Raw genomic sequence first — 14225 nt, forward strand, 5'->3', positions numbered from 1 at the left:
GGCCCGGAAACTGGCTTTGCTGAAGTATTGGCAATCCGGTCAGGAGTATTGGGCTAACTCCATCGCCAACTAAATTTAAAGCGCCCAAACGCAACAAACCCCGGAAAAACGGGGGTTCGTCAGCAATCTGAGGGGTCGGAAGAAAACTTTCTTCCGACCCCCGCCTTCCCGGGGTCTGATGAACGCTTTCATCTGACCCCATATTCATTCCCCGTCCCCTGGCACCCGAAACAGGCAATAGGTCACCTGCCCCGCTGTCTTCTGCCGATGCAAGTGCCAGCCTGCCGGCACCGGCGGCGCTGGCAGTTCGCTCTCGTGCTCCACATACACCCAGCCTCCGGGTTTGACCCATTGCTGCGACTCCAGCAGCGGAAACAGCCTTTCCAGCCAGCCCTGTCGAAAGGGCGGGTCCATGAAGATGATGTCGAAGGGCGGGCGCTGGCGGTAGGCCAGGTAGGCTTCCACACCCTGACAGACGACATCGCCCTTGTTCGATTTCAGCAGGCGCAGGTTATCCCGCAGGGCCTTGGCCAGGGCCTGGGTGTGGTCTACCAGGGTCGCGGCACCGGCTCCCCGCGAGAGGGCTTCCAGGCCGAGGGCGCCGGAGCCGGCGAACAGGTCCAGGCAGTCCGCGCCGGCAATGTGGTAGTTCAGCCAGTTGAACAGGGTTTCCCGGGTGCGGGCCGGGGTGGGGCGCACGCCGCCGGCATCGGGGAAGCGAAGCTTCCGGCTTCGCCAGTCGCCGCCGATGATTCGCAGCTCGCCGCTACCTCCCGGGGCGTCCGGTTTCCGGACCTCTAGGCCGGGTTTGCGACGGGTTGTCCTGCGTTGGGCCATGGCGTGCTCCGGGGTACTGGGCAAGATGAATCGATGCGTTGTTATGGTACCGGAAACCGGTGCGCCTTTGGATAATCCGGCGGCCCCTCACTTACACCTGGCAGTCTGCTAGAATGTCGGCTTTGTTTTCGCCCGCCCATTTCCAGACAGATGGTAGAACTATGACGGCAGAGTGGATTTCAATCGGCCTTTTGGCCCTCCTGGTGCTCTTCTTTGTGGTGGACATCGCCGGTAACCGCACGCGGGTACCCCGGCCGAAGCCTGTTCCCCAGCGCAAGCCTGAGGTAGCCAGGGGGCCGGCCCCGGCCGAAGAGCCCGAGGCGAAAGAAGCCCCCGAAGCCGAAGCGCCGGCTGCACCGGAAGCCCCTGCCGAAGCACCTGCGGAAGAGAAGCCCGTTGAAGCGCCCGCTCCGGAAGCAGTGCCTGAGCCTGCGCCGGAACCCGAGCCCCAGGTCAGCGTGTTCGAGCGGATCAGGCAGGGCTTGGGTAAAACCCGCGCCAGCCTGACCGGCGGCCTGGCGGACCTGTTCTCTGTCGGTAAGAAGATTGACGAGGATTTGCTCGAGGAAATCGAGACCACCCTGCTGATGGCGGATGTCGGCGTCACCGCGACCTCTGAAATTATCGATTCCCTGACCGATAAGCTCGAGCGTAACCAGCTCAAGGACGGTGAGGCCCTGCGCCAGGCACTCCGGGAGGAACTGCACGGTCTGCTGAAGGACGTCACCAAACCCTTGGAGATCGATGCGGGCAAGAAGCCCTATGTAATCCTGATGGTTGGTGTGAACGGCGTGGGCAAAACCACCACCATCGGCAAGCTCACCAAGAAATTCCAGGCCGATGGCAAGTCGGTCATGCTGGCCGCCGGCGATACCTTCCGGGCGGCGGCTGTCGAGCAGTTGCAGGTCTGGGGCGAGCGCAATAACGTCCCGGTCGTGGCCCAGGAGACCGGCTCCGACAGCGCCTCGGTGATCTTCGATGCGATCCAGTCGGCCCAGTCCCGTGGCACGGATGTGGTCATTGCCGATACCGCCGGCCGCCTCCAGAACAAGGACAACCTGATGAACGAGCTCGCCAAGGTCGTTCGGGTCATGAAGAAGCTGGATGAGACCGCGCCCCACGAAGTGATGCTGGTGCTGGACGCGGGCACCGGCCAGAATGCCCTGAGCCAGGCCCAGGTGTTCCAGCAGGCAGTGGGCGTCTCCGGCATTACCCTGACGAAACTGGACGGCACCGCAAAAGGCGGTATCGTATTCGCCATTGCCCGTCAGTTGCAGCTGCCGATCCGCTTTATTGGTGTGGGCGAGCAGGCCGAAGATCTGCGCAGTTTTGATGCCGAGACCTTTGTCGACGCGCTGTTTGACTAAGGCCGCGTTCTACCCGGAGCAGTAGTCACCGATGATCGAGTTTCGCCAGGTCACCAAACGCTATGACAGCGACCACACGGCGCTGGCGCAGGTCAATTTCAGCCTGAACCGGGGTGAGCTGGCCTTCCTGACAGGCCACTCCGGGGCCGGCAAGAGTACCCTGCTTAAGCTGATCATGGTGATGGAGCGGCCCAGTGCCGGGGAAGTGGTGGTTGGTGGCCAGCTCCTCAACCGCCTGCCGCGCCGGCAGATTCCCTACATCCGCCGCCATATCGGTGTGGTGTTCCAGAACCACCAGTTGTTGTTTGATCGCACCGTCTTCGACAACGTGGCCATGCCTCTTGAGGTGATGGGCGCGTCCCCCCGGGATATCGGCCGCCGCGTGCGGGCGGCGCTGGATAAGGTGGGCCTGCTCAACAAGGAAAAGATGAATCCGATGCAGCTGTCCGGCGGTGAACAGCAACGGGTTGGCATTGCCCGTGCAGTGGTGAACAAGCCTCCGGTGTTGTTGGCGGACGAGCCCACGGGTAACCTGGATCCGGAGCTTTCCGCCGATATCATGAACCTCTTTACCCGGTTCAGTCAGGTGGGCGTGACCGTGCTGATCGCCACCCACGACATCGGCCTGGTGAATGAAATGGACCGCCGCACCCTCGCGCTTGATCATGGCCGCCTGATTGGCGGCGGCAGCTCGCCCCTTCAGGGTGCGCCGGGAGGTGTCAGTGGCCACTGACTCACGTCGGAAAGTCGATACTGCCCGGGGTGCCAAAACGGGGCGCTCCCCCTGGAAGGAGCAGGCCCGGAGTTACTTTGATCACCACCGCAAGGTGTCCAGGGACAGTGCGCGCCGTTTGTGGAAGACGCCGGTGGGGACCGGGATGACCTGGACGGTCATGGGGGTCGCCCTGGCATTGCCGGTGGCATTGCTGCTGTTACTGACCAGCTTGCAAGGCGTGAGTGCTGGCTGGGAGAGCAGCGCCCGGGTAACCGCGTATCTCCAGCTGGAGGTGCCGCTTGAAGACGCCCGGGCCCTGGTCGACGAGATCCGCACCGACAGCCGTATTTCAGACATTGAACTGGTGGACCGGGAGCAGGCGCTGGCGGAATTCCGCGCCAATTCGGGCCTGGAAGATGCCCTGGACTACCTTGAAGAGAATCCCCTGCCGCATACCCTGCTGATCACGCCGGACGAGCGTAGCCGCTCGGCTACCGGGGTGGAGGCGCTGGTCACGTTTGTCCGGGGCCTGGAAGGAGTTGAGAGGGTTCAGGTCGACCTGGGCTGGCTGCAACGGCTCAATGCTATGACGGACCTGCTTGCTCGGGCGGTCTGGGCGCTGGCGATCCTGCTGGCAGCGGCCGTGATCCTGGTCATCGGTAACACGGTGAGGCTGGCGATCGAGAGCCGCCGCGACGAAATCCTGGTGGCCAAGCTGGTCGGCGGTACCGACGCTTTCGTTCGTCGGCCGTTTCTCTATACCGGTGCCTGGTATGGTCTGGGTGGGGGTGTTGTCGCCTGGATTCTGCTGCAGCTGTCTCTCTGGTGGCTCAGCGGCCCGATCGAGCGACTGGCCGGGCTGTACCGGAGTGACTTTGCCCTGGTAGGTCTTGGCCTTGATGGGGTGCTGGCGTTGATTATTGTGGCAATGCTGCTAGGCTGGCTTGGCGCATGGGTTGCGGTGAAGCGTCATCTGGATGACATAGAACCCGGCGATATTGCCGGTGGATGATCCGGAACGGTGATCCGGGTCGCGGGAAAACCGTATTGAAAACATAGCTTGCGCTGGCGTAGTTTTAGAATCAGCGAAAGCAATAGTGAATTTTCCAGGTAGTTGATTTAGAACGTTTTACTGGAAAGTTCGGGAACTTATCAAGTTCTTGGCGGTCTAATTTTTTGTTGCTATATTTGAAGGTCGTCAGGTTCGGAGGTAACTGAATGGGTACGAGTTTACAACTGGTTGACAGACTGGTTCCGGGTGCCAATCTCGAGTCTTATATTCAGGCTGCGAGTCGCATCCCAGTGCTCTCAGCGGACGAGGAAAAGGAGCTGGCGGAACGGCTCCATTATGAAGGCGACGTGGAAGCCGCCCGTCAGCTTGTACTCTCTCATCTTCGTTTTGTGATTCACATTGCCCGCAGCTATTCCGGCTACGGGCTGGCCCAGGCCGACCTGATCCAGGAAGGCAACGTCGGGCTGATGAAGGCCGTAAAGCGCTTCAACCCGGAATACGGGGTGCGCCTGGTATCCTTCGCGGTGCACTGGATCAAGGCCGAGATTCACGAGTTCATTCTGCGTAACTGGCGGATCGTGAAGGTGGCCACCACCAAGGCCCAGCGCAAGCTGTTCTTCAACCTGCGCAGCCAGAAGAAGAAGCTGGCATGGCTCAGCCATGACGAGCTTCATGCGGTGGCGGCAGACCTGGGTGTGGAGCCGCGGGTTGTCCGTGAAATGGAGGGCCGGCTGGCTTCCCAGGACACGGCCTTTGACGGTCCGATGGACGATGATGACGATAATGCCTACCAGGCGCCGGCGTACTACCTGGAAGATCGTCGCAGTGATCCGGCAACCCAGCTGGAGAACGCGGACTGGTCCGAGGATTCCAACGGTCGCCTGATGCAGGCGCTGGAAAGCCTGGATGAGCGTAGTCAGGACATTCTGCGGGAACGCTGGTTGTCCGAGAGCAAGTCCACGCTGCATGAGTTGGCTGACAAGTATGGGGTTTCTGCGGAGCGGATTCGCCAGCTTGAGAAGAATGCCATGAAGAAGATCAAAGTGAAGATGGCTGAAGCGGCCTGATCGGGTTCCGCCAAGCGATTGAGAAAACGCCACCACCGTTCGCGGTTGGTGGCGTTTTTGTTTGTATAATCGGTGTATTCAAGTATCGCTTCCCGTACATTTGGTGAAAAGGCTGACAGATCATGACCTCGAATCAACCTCATATTGCCTTCCTTGGCATTGGCCTGATGGGCGCGCCCATGACGCGGAATCTGCTGGACGCGGGTTTTCCGATGACACTCTGGAACCGGACCGCCAGTAAATGTGACCCGTTCGCCGGGGAGGCGACCATTGCCGAGACGCCGGCCGACGCGGTTCGCGAGGCGGACGTTGTGATCACCATGCTGGAGAACGGTGATGTGGTTGAAGACGTGCTGGTCGGGCAGGGCACCATTGAGGCGCTGAAGTCCGGTGCACTGGTGATCGATATGAGCTCGGTTCAGCCGTCTCTGGCCCGTCGGCACGCGGAGCTGGCGCGGGAGCAGGGTGCCGGTTATGTGGATGCGCCGGTTTCCGGTGGTACCGTGGGGGCGGTCGAGGCGCGGTTGAGTATCATGGCCGGTGGCTCGGAGGCCGATGTTGGGCGGGCGCGGCCGGTGTTTGAGGCCATGGGTAAGTGCACCCGTATCGGCCCGGTGGGTGCCGGGCAACTGGCGAAGCTGGCCAATCAGGCGATTGTGGGGATCACCATCGGAGCGGTGTCCGAGGCGCTTTTGTTGGCCGCCAAGGGTGGGGCCGATCCGGCGGCGGTTCGGGAGGCGCTGATGGGCGGCTTTGCCGGTAGCCGGATTCTGGAGTTGCATGGGCAGCGGATGATTGAGCGGGATTTTGCGCCCGGCGCGCCAGCCCGGATTCAACTCAAGGATCTGCGGATGATTCTGGATGAGGCCCGATCTGAGGGATTGACCCTGCCGTTGTCCCAACAGGTGCATAATGGGTATCTGTCCCTGGTGGCAAATGGCCACAGTGATGTTGATCACAGCGGGTTGCTGCTGGAACTGGAACACCTGAACGGAACCCTGATGGGTTCTCTTGGCCGAGGCCCCAAGGAGTAAGTTATGCCGCGATTTGCCGCGAATCTGTCGATGCTGTTCACCGAAGTGGATTTCATGGAGCGTTTTGCCAAAGCCCGGGAGGCCGGCTTTGAGGGTGTTGAGTATCTGTTTCCCTACGCCTGGCCGGCTCAGGACATTTCCCGGGAACTGGAGGTCAACAACCTGACCCAGGTGTTGTTCAATCTGCCGCCGGGGGACTGGGAGGCCGGTGAGCGGGGCATTGCCTGCCTGCCGGACCGGGTGGATGAGTTCCGGGAAGGCGTTGACCGGGCCATCGAATATGCCCGGGCACTGGGTTGCCAGCAGGTGAATTGCCTGGCGGGGCTCAAGCCTGCGGATCTCGACGAGGAAGCGGCGTGGAAGACCCTGGTTGCCAATGTCCGCTATGCGGCTGAACGGCTGGATACCGAGGGGATCACGCTGTGCCTGGAGGCGATCAATTCCCGGGTCGACATGCCCGGGTTCTTCCTGGACACCTCGGGCAAGGTGCTGGCTCTGATCGAGGAGGTGGAGATGGACAACGTGCGCCTTCAGTACGATCTTTACCATATGCAGATCATGGAGGGCGATCTGATCCGGACCATGGAGTGCCTGCTGCCGTGGATTGGTCACATCCAGTTCGCCGACAATCCGGGTCGAAACGAACCTGGCACCGGAGAGATTAACTTTTCGAATGTTTTCGCGGCCATCGATCGGCTGGACTACGATGGCTGGGTAGGTGCGGAGTACCGGCCTTCCGGTAACACGGAGGCGTCACTGGCGTGGTTCTGGGGGCAGTCCTGACCGTCGCCTTAGGCGACACCCTCTTACAAGATCGTAACTGGCCGGCTTTCAGACTTCTCCGTAACCTTACAGTTAATGTTATCCGCTATCAGGAGGGGAACCGGTGAAAGCACTGGTAATCGAAGACGATAAGGACGTAGCCAATTACCTGGTAAAGGGACTGAAAGAATCCGATTTCGTTGTGGATCATGCCGCCGATGGTAAGGAAGGCATGATGATGGCGGCCAGTGAAGATTACGACATCATGATCGTCGACCGGATGCTGCCGGGGATGGATGGGCTGTCCATCATCAAGACCGTCCGTGCCACTGGCAACCAGACCCCGGTGCTCATTCTCAGCGCCCTGGGCGACGTGGATGACCGCGTCGAAGGTTTGCGTGGAGGCGGTGATGACTACCTGACCAAGCCGTTCTCGTTTACCGAACTGCTGGCCCGGATCGAGTCGCTGATTCGCCGTCATCGCCAGGCCGCCGAGACCGAGACCGTATTGCGGGTTGCGGACCTGGAGATGGATCTGCTCGCCCGCACCGTCAAACGTGCCGGCAAGAATATTGACGTGCAGCCGCGGGAATTCCGGTTGCTGGAATACCTGATGCGTAATGCCGGGCAGGTGGTGACCCGGACCATGCTGCTCGAGAAAGTCTGGGACTATCATTTCGATCCCCAGACCAACGTGATCGACGTTCACATCAGCCGCCTGCGCGCCAAGATCGACAAGGAATTCGATACACCCTTGCTGCAAACCATCCGGGGTGCAGGATACATGCTGCGTGAAACTGCTTAGTCAGCTCAGAACCTCTACTTTTCAGCTCGCCCTGCTGTACATGGTGGTTTTTGCCACCTCGGTATTTTTGTTACTGGCCTTCATCTATTGGCGTACAGCAGGCTTCATGACGGCCCAGACCGACCAGACCATCGAGGCGGAAATCGCCGGTCTGGCTGAGCAGTACCGGGGCCGTGGTGTGAATGGCCTGATCACCATTATCCGGGAGCGGGTTGCCCGGGACCCCAACGCCAAATCCATCTACCTGCTCACCACCGACGACTTCCTCAAGCTGGCCGGCAACATTGAATCGTGGCCGGAAGGCAGCCGGTCGGAGAGCGGCTGGATCAATTTCACCCTGAACGAATCCGTCGGCTGGACCGGTCCCGAGCGGCTTGCGCGCGCCCGGATTTTTGAGGTCCAGGGCGGTTTGCGTCTGCTGGTTGGCCGGGATGTGGATGAACTTACCAACCTCAAGCGGGTGATCGAAACCGCCATTAACTGGGGGATGGGCATAACCCTCGCTCTGGCCTTGCTCGGCGGCTTCCTGATGAGCCGCAGTACCACCCGGCGGATCGAGGTGATCAACAATACCTCCCGGCGGATCATGAACGGCCATCTGTCTCTGCGCATACCCACCCGGGGCACCGAGGACGATTTTGACCAGCTGGCTGAAAACCTCAATCAGATGCTGGACCGGATCGTCTACCTGATGGAGGGTATCCGCCATGTCTCTGACAGCATTGCCCATGACTTGCGGACGCCACTGACGCGCCTTCGCAATCAGCTGGAAAACACCCTGATCACGGTGAATGACGATGAAGCGAGGGAGCATGTCGGCCAGGCGGTCGCTGAGGCCGACCAGTTGCTGGCCACGTTCAATGCTCTGCTGCGTATTGCCCGCCTGGAAACCCGGGGTAATGCTGCGGACATGAAAGTGGTTTCCCTGGATGAGCTGGTGTCCGACGCCTGCGAACTCTACGAAGCGCTGGCGGAAGACAAGGAGCAGGATTTCGAGCAGTCCCTGGCCAAGGGCGTGATGATCGAGGGGGACCGGGACCTGCTGTTCCAGATGATCAGCAACCTGATCGACAACGCCATCAAGTACACGCCGGAAAAAGGCCGAATCGGTATTGTGGTCAGGCGCGAAGGCAATGAGGCGATCTTCGAGGTTCAGGACAGCGGCATCGGTATTCCCGACGATGAAAAGGATCAGGTGTTCCAGCGTTTCTATCGAGTCGGCAAGAGCCGGTCACTGCCCGGTAACGGCCTGGGCCTCAGCCTGGTAAGCGCGGTGACAGAAATCCACCAGGGGCGCATCGTTCTGAGTGACACCTATCCGGGAGAGGAATCACCGGGGCTGACCGTAACGGTCCGGATGCCGGCGTTCACTGCCGCCCGGAAACGGATCAAGGCGACCCAGGCAGAATCGGGGGAAGCTGCCGGTGCAGAAACCAAGGCACCGGCAGAAACGTCAGGCCACTGATTACTGGCTGGCGCGGAACCGGTTGAAGCGGTCACGGAACGGACCAATCACGGCATCCGCCCGGTTCTCGACGTCCTGCGCCAGGTGCTCGAACTGGGAGCGCCGGCGGTCCACCTTCGCCTGAATGCTGTCCCACTCGCCTTCCCAGTGCTTCTGTTCGGCGAACAGGAAAGCGGCCAGGTTGTGGCGATTGATTTTGCTGGTCACGCCCAGCTGGTCAAGCCGGTAACCCAGCGTGTCGACGCCATTGAGCGCCAGCTGCATTAGCTTCTGTGTGTCCATGGTCGGATCTCCGTCAGTATCCAATCGATCGAAAATGCTATTACCCGAACGCTAACCCCGATGCTCTAGGCTGTGCAACCTAATTTGGGCCTGGTCAAAGCCTGTCAAAAAGGTAATTCGCTGGCCACAGCGGGGTAATGTGATGTGTGGAGAATGGGTATTGTAGACAGGAAGGAGCGGTAGCAACCGCTTGCTTCTCCCTCCAGCACAGCGCTAGCCTTAACCCCGTTCTTACGGGGTTTTTTTATGGCCGTTTCCCGGGCCAGTGCAACACAGGAATCACATCCAAATGAATCAGGCATCCGGTAATGGCGGTGCCCGGCCGCGCTATATCACGCCAGAGGGCGAGCAAGCGCTGCGAAAGGAACTGCAATACCTGTGGAAGGAGAAACGCCCGCAGGTGACCCAGGCCGTGCGTGAGGCCGCTGCCCTCGGCGATCGTTCGGAAAACGCCGAGTATATCTATGGCAAGAAGCAGCTGCGGGAGATCGACCGGCGGGTCCGCTTTCTCAGCAAGCGTCTGGAAGAGGTCACCGTTGTGGACCGGCTTCCGGAGCAGCGGGACAAGGTGTTCTTCGGCGCCTGGGTGACCATCGAGGATGAGGATGGCAAGGAGCAGACCTTCCGGCTGGTGGGGGCCGACGAGTTCGATCTCAACAAGGGCTATCTCAGCATCAACTCGCCCATGGCCCGGGCCCTGATAGGCAAGCATCTGGACGATGAAGTCAGCGTGCGAACCCCGGAAGGGTTCAAATCGGTGTTCATAACCGCGATCCATTACGGATCGGCCCCGCAAGACAAGTGAAAAGCGTCACATTCCCGTCGACTGACCCGGCAACCTTTGTGATATGTCGCTAGACTGTTCAAAAATTGTCACATTATGTGGCCAGGACAGGATAGTCGACCGGGGATACGGAGATGGTTTTTCGAGGGCTGGACGATCACGTTTATCAAGGGCGGGCTGCACTGCTGGCAGGATTACTGGTACTGCTCGCAGTATCGGGCCCTGCGCTGAGTCAATCCGGCGAGGCGGGCTCCGGTGAGAACGGCGAAGCGTTCATCTACGAGGAACGCTCCACCATCGATACCATCCCCCTGCGGTCGATCGAGGAGGACGCCCTGGCCAACACCGTTGTCGAAGGGGGGCTGGCGGCGCCTGCCGAGGGCGTTGCGGTCAAGCCCCGGTCTGACGATGACTTCTATCTCGACCCGCTGGCTCTGCAGCCTCGCGATCAACGGACAGACCTGGGGCGCTCGGAGATTCCGGTGGATATCCGGTTCAGTAATCCCAAGTCCGTACCGGGCCAGACCCACAGCAATAACTATGTGATCCGGCCACCGGAAAATCGCACCTACGATACCCTCAACACCAACCTGATCGAACGCTGAGGGGAGATCCTTCAGGCGGCGGCCACACCGCTCATTTCGGACTTACCGAGGACCTTCTCATAAAAGAATGCCAGCGCCTGCCTGGCCTGGTTCAGCCGTGCCCGGGAAACCCGCATACCTTCGCTGAGGTAGCTCAGAAACTGCTGCTGATCCTCGGTTTCCAGGGCCTCGGGGTCCTTGGAATCGTGGAACAGTACGAAACGGGTAATCCAGTGCAGGTAGGTTTGTTCTGCGCGTTGGTTGAGCTGCTGCTCCCGGATGGCAGCGGTCAGACGACGGACGAGGTCCGGCTGGGATTGCTCCAGTGCCTGGGTGATTGTCATGGGTAAAACTCTTCCGCTTGGGATCGTTGTTGTTATGTTGAACGCATCTTATGACAATCTTTTGAACGTCGCAAAATTTTCCTTTTACGGTTTGTAAGGGGCGATTACAAATCGCCCCGGGTCCCTGAGCAACGGGTTATTTCAGTGCCTCGAGCTTGTCCACATACTGCTGCATCGCATCATCCTTGGACATACCCTTGAGCTTGTCCCAGGCGTCATACTTGGCGCGGCCGACAAAATCCATCATGCCTGGACGCTTGCCGGAGACATCACCCTCGGTGGCTTGCTTGTACAGGGCGTAGAATTCCAGCTTCATCTCGTTGGAGGGTTTGAAATCGCCTTCGGCGGTCTGGATGTAGTTGACCGCTTCGTCGAATTTGGCTTTCAGGTCACTCATGGGGTTCTCCTTGGGTTTGATCGTTCTGTCCTGAGGTGGATGCTGGGAGTATAGACAGTGGGCGAATGGGCGTCATTGACCGGCTTGTCTTTTGGTACAGGAACCAACGCCATTCATACTGGTTTGGCAAAACTTTGCCCGTGTCACATTGCTGGACATATCTGGCCAATTTTGGCTTGAGTATCGGCAGGCACCTGTGTAGAGTTTCGGCCGTTGCTTGCCAGGAGGGCAGGTACAAGGGATTGAACAACTGCAAATGATTTGCACAGGGAGCACGCCATCATGTCTTCTAAAGACGGTTCCGTCGCGCCTAAAGAGCGCATCAATATCAAGTATGTCCCCGCCACCGGCGACCAGCAGGCCGAAACCGAACTGCCGCTGAAGATGTTCGTTGTCGGCGATTTCAAGGGTCATGCTGAAGAAACCCCCATCGAAGACCGCAAGGCCATTTCCGTCGATACGAACAACTTCCGTTCGGTCATGAAGGAATCCGGCCTGACCCTTTCCACGACTGTGTCCAACAAGCTTGAGGATGGCTCTGATGACCTGCCGGTCAATCTGGCGTTCCAGGGGCTTGAGGATTTCTCCCCGGACAGCATCGCCCGCCAGGTGCCCGAGCTGAGAAAGCTGATTGAATTGCGTGAAGCCCTGGTTGCCCTGAAGGGGCCTCTGGGTAACGTGCCGTCATTCCGCTCCAAGCTGCAGGAGTTGCTGGACGACGAGCAGGCTCGGGACAAGCTGCTGACCGAACTGGAACTGGCCACGGACGGCGAGTAATCGTTTCCACGCCGCAACGCGGCGAACAATTCCGAATATCAATCACGTACTGAAGGGATGTGGTATGTCTGATACTGCTGTGCAGCAATCTGCTGCCTCCGAATCCGTAGCAGAGGGGTCCTTGCTGGACCAGGTGATGGCCAACAGCCGCATGGCGCCGGCTGACGAAGGGTACGATGTGGCCCGCAAAGGGGTGGCTACGTTCATTGCCAACCTGCTGAAAAACGATGAAAAAGGCCAGCCGGTCAACAAGGCCCTGGTGGACCAGATGGTGGTCGAGCTGGATCGCAAGATCAGCGCCCAGATGGATGAGATCCTGCACGCACCCAAGCTGCAGGAACTGGAGTCTTCCTGGCGCGGCCTGAAACTGATGGTGGATCGCACCGATTTCCGCGAGAACATCAAGGTGGATATCCTGCATGCCACCAAGACCGAACTGCTGGAAGACTTCGAATTTGCCCCGGATGTGACCCAGACCGGCTTTTACAAGCACATCTATGCGGCCGAGTATGGTCAGTTCGGTGGTGAGCCGGTGGGCGCCATCGTCGGCAACTATGCCTTCAGCCCGTCAACTCCGGATATGAAACTGCTGCAGTACGTGTCGTCGGTTGGCGCCATGTCCCACGCGCCTTTCCTGTCTTCGGTTGCGCCGTCGTTCTTCGGTGTCGACGGTTACCAGGAACTGCCCGCGATCAAGGAGCTGAGCGCGGTTTTCGAAGGTCCGAAATACGCCAAATGGCGCTCTCTGCGTGAATCCGAAGATGCCCGTTACCTGGGTCTCACCGCGCCGCGCTTCCTGCTACGGGTGCCTTACGATCCCACCGAAAACCCGGTGCGCAGCTTCAATTACAAGGAAGACGTGTCCGGTGACCACGAGCATTACCTGTGGGGCAACACCGCTTACCTGCTGGCCACAAGGCTGACCGAGAGCTTCGCCAAGTACCGCTGGTGCCCGAACATTATCGGCCCCCAGAGTGGTGGCGCGGTGGAAGATCTTCCGGTACACACCTTCGAATCCTTCGGCCAGCTGGAAGCCAAGATTCCGACCGAGGTGCTGATCACCGATCGTCGGGAATACGAACTGGCAGAAGAAGGTTTCATTGCCCTGACCATGCGCAAGGGCAGCGATAACGCCGCGTTCTTCTCTGCAAACTCGGTACAGAAGCCCAAGCAGTTTCCGAACACCAGGGATGGCAAGGAAGCGGAGACCAACTACAAGCTGGGAACCCAGTTGCCGTACATGATGATCGTGAACCGCCTGGCCCACTACATCAAGGTACTGCAGCGTGAGCAAATCGGCTCCTGGAAAGAACGCCAGGATCTGGAGCGGGAGCTGAACACCTGGATTCGTCAGTACGTGGCCGACCAGGAAAATCCGCCCGCCGAGGTTCGCAGCCGACGCCCGCTACGGGCCGCGAAAGTGGAAGTCTCCGATGTGGAAGGCGATCCGGGCTGGTATCAGGTTTCCCTGGCAGTGCGCCCGCACTTCAAGTACATGGGTGCCAACTTTGAACTCTCGCTGGTTGGCCGACTGGACAAGGATTGATCCGTGTTCCGCGGCACCGACACCGACAGCGTTCGCAATACCGGCAGCCTGTTTGAACGGCTTGAACAGGCCGCTGCCCCGCCGGGGCAGGGTATGGGAGAAGTGACCCATGTGGTGGAGTCCATTAAACGCCACCTGGTCCGCCTGTTGAATGCCCATCCTGGCAACAGCGCCAGCGTACCGGACCTGGGATTGCTGGATTTCAACGATGCCACTCTGGGCACGCTTGATCTGAGCATCCAGATTCGTGGGGCGATTCGTCAGTGCATCGAGAAGTTTGAGCCGCGGGTTAAACGGGTGGATGTGGTGGCCATGCCACCGGGCCCGGACCCGTTGCAGTTGAAGTTCCAGGTGACGGTCTATCTGAATGTTGCGGGAAGCGATGATCGGACGACAATTGATCTGGTCCTGGATGACAAGCGGTACTACCGCGTAATTTAGACGGCA

Annotated in this window: 17 protein-coding genes; 13 read left to right on the forward strand and 4 right to left on the reverse strand. The window is 59.6% G+C overall.

Translation table 11 applies throughout. The features are described from left to right. Nucleotides 1-204 precede the first annotated feature (204 nt). Complete coding sequence (rsmD, locus tag DET50_RS16800; RefSeq protein WP_113863903.1) at nt 205-837, reverse strand: 16S rRNA (guanine(966)-N(2))-methyltransferase RsmD; 633 nt, start codon at nt 835-837, stop codon at nt 205-207. A gap of 161 nt (nt 838-998) precedes the next feature. Here rsmD and ftsY point away from each other — a divergent pair, with 161 nt between their 5' ends. From ftsY to DET50_RS16840, 8 genes are all read left to right on the forward strand, one after another. After that, the gene (gene ftsY, locus DET50_RS16805) at nt 999-2204 is read left to right on the forward strand and encodes a signal recognition particle-docking protein FtsY (RefSeq protein ID WP_113863904.1); all 1206 of its coding nucleotides are present in this window, start codon (nt 999-1001) and stop codon (nt 2202-2204) included. Between the two features lie 31 nt (nt 2205-2235). Next, nucleotides 2236-2937: a cell division ATP-binding protein FtsE gene (ftsE, locus tag DET50_RS16810; protein ID WP_113863905.1), complete on the forward strand. Its 702-nt coding sequence runs from the start codon at nt 2236-2238 to the stop codon at nt 2935-2937. Then, entirely contained in the window at nt 2927-3931 is a 1005-nt protein-coding gene (ftsX, locus tag DET50_RS16815; RefSeq protein ID WP_113863906.1) for a permease-like cell division protein FtsX, read from the forward strand. The genes ftsE and ftsX overlap by 11 nt, the downstream gene beginning before the upstream one ends. A 206-nt stretch (nt 3932-4137) precedes the next feature. Then, nucleotides 4138-4998, forward strand: coding sequence for an RNA polymerase sigma factor RpoH (gene rpoH, locus DET50_RS16820; RefSeq protein WP_113863907.1), 861 nt, complete (start codon nt 4138-4140; stop codon nt 4996-4998). A 122-nt stretch (nt 4999-5120) separates the two neighbouring features. Next, nucleotides 5121-6032: an NAD(P)-dependent oxidoreductase gene (locus DET50_RS16825; RefSeq protein WP_113863908.1), complete on the forward strand. Its 912-nt coding sequence runs from the start codon at nt 5121-5123 to the stop codon at nt 6030-6032. A gap of 3 nt (nt 6033-6035) precedes the next feature. Beyond that, on the forward strand, nt 6036-6815 hold the full coding sequence (gene hyi, locus DET50_RS16830) for a hydroxypyruvate isomerase (protein ID WP_113863909.1): 780 nt from the start codon (nt 6036-6038) through the stop codon (nt 6813-6815). A 103-nt stretch (nt 6816-6918) separates the two neighbouring features. Beyond that, nucleotides 6919-7599 carry a winged helix-turn-helix domain-containing protein gene (locus DET50_RS16835; protein WP_091998009.1) on the forward strand — a complete coding sequence of 227 codons (681 nt, stop codon included), beginning with the start codon at nt 6919-6921 and terminating at the stop codon, nt 7597-7599. After that, on the forward strand, nt 7586-9064 hold the full coding sequence (locus DET50_RS16840) for a HAMP domain-containing sensor histidine kinase (protein ID WP_113863910.1): 1479 nt from the start codon (nt 7586-7588) through the stop codon (nt 9062-9064). Before DET50_RS16835 ends, DET50_RS16840 begins: the two co-directional genes overlap by 14 nt. Here DET50_RS16840 and DET50_RS16845 read toward each other — a convergent pair whose 3' ends face one another. Beyond that, nucleotides 9065-9346, reverse strand: a complete 282-nt coding sequence (locus DET50_RS16845) for a hypothetical protein (protein ID WP_113863911.1) — start codon at nt 9344-9346, stop codon at nt 9065-9067. Nucleotides 9347-9635: 289 nt separating this feature from the next. On the opposite strand from DET50_RS16845, the gene greB reads away from it, so the two are divergent. Further along, entirely contained in the window at nt 9636-10151 is a 516-nt protein-coding gene (greB, locus tag DET50_RS16850) for a transcription elongation factor GreB (RefSeq protein WP_113863912.1), read from the forward strand. A 113-nt stretch (nt 10152-10264) separates the two neighbouring features. Then, nucleotides 10265-10735 (forward strand): hypothetical protein, encoded by a 471-nt coding sequence (locus DET50_RS16855; RefSeq protein ID WP_113863913.1) that lies wholly within the window; start codon nt 10265-10267, stop codon nt 10733-10735. A gap of 11 nt (nt 10736-10746) precedes the next feature. Here the strand turns inward: DET50_RS16855 and DET50_RS16860 are convergent, their stop codons facing one another. After that, nucleotides 10747-11058, reverse strand: coding sequence for a site-specific integrase (locus DET50_RS16860; RefSeq protein WP_113863914.1), 312 nt, complete (start codon nt 11056-11058; stop codon nt 10747-10749). Between the two features lie 136 nt (nt 11059-11194). After that, nucleotides 11195-11455 carry an acyl-CoA-binding protein gene (locus DET50_RS16865; protein WP_091998043.1) on the reverse strand — a complete coding sequence of 87 codons (261 nt, stop codon included), beginning with the start codon at nt 11453-11455 and terminating at the stop codon, nt 11195-11197. A 282-nt stretch (nt 11456-11737) separates the two neighbouring features. Between DET50_RS16865 and tssB the strand changes: the two genes are divergently transcribed. The 3 genes from tssB (at nt 11738) to tssE (ending at nt 14219) form a co-directional block, all read left to right on the forward strand. After that, nucleotides 11738-12232 carry a type VI secretion system contractile sheath small subunit gene (gene tssB / locus DET50_RS16870; protein WP_113863915.1) on the forward strand — a complete coding sequence of 165 codons (495 nt, stop codon included), beginning with the start codon at nt 11738-11740 and terminating at the stop codon, nt 12230-12232. Between the two features lie 64 nt (nt 12233-12296). After that, entirely contained in the window at nt 12297-13778 is a 1482-nt protein-coding gene (tssC, locus tag DET50_RS16875) for a type VI secretion system contractile sheath large subunit (RefSeq protein WP_113863916.1), read from the forward strand. Between the two features lie 3 nt (nt 13779-13781). Next, on the forward strand, nt 13782-14219 hold the full coding sequence (gene tssE, locus DET50_RS16880) for a type VI secretion system baseplate subunit TssE (RefSeq protein ID WP_113863917.1): 438 nt from the start codon (nt 13782-13784) through the stop codon (nt 14217-14219). Nucleotides 14220-14225 lie beyond the last annotated feature (6 nt).

The sequence above is a fragment of the Marinobacter pelagius genome (assembly GCF_003315345.1).
Taxonomy (GTDB): domain Bacteria; phylum Pseudomonadota; class Gammaproteobacteria; order Pseudomonadales; family Oleiphilaceae; genus Marinobacter; species Marinobacter pelagius_A.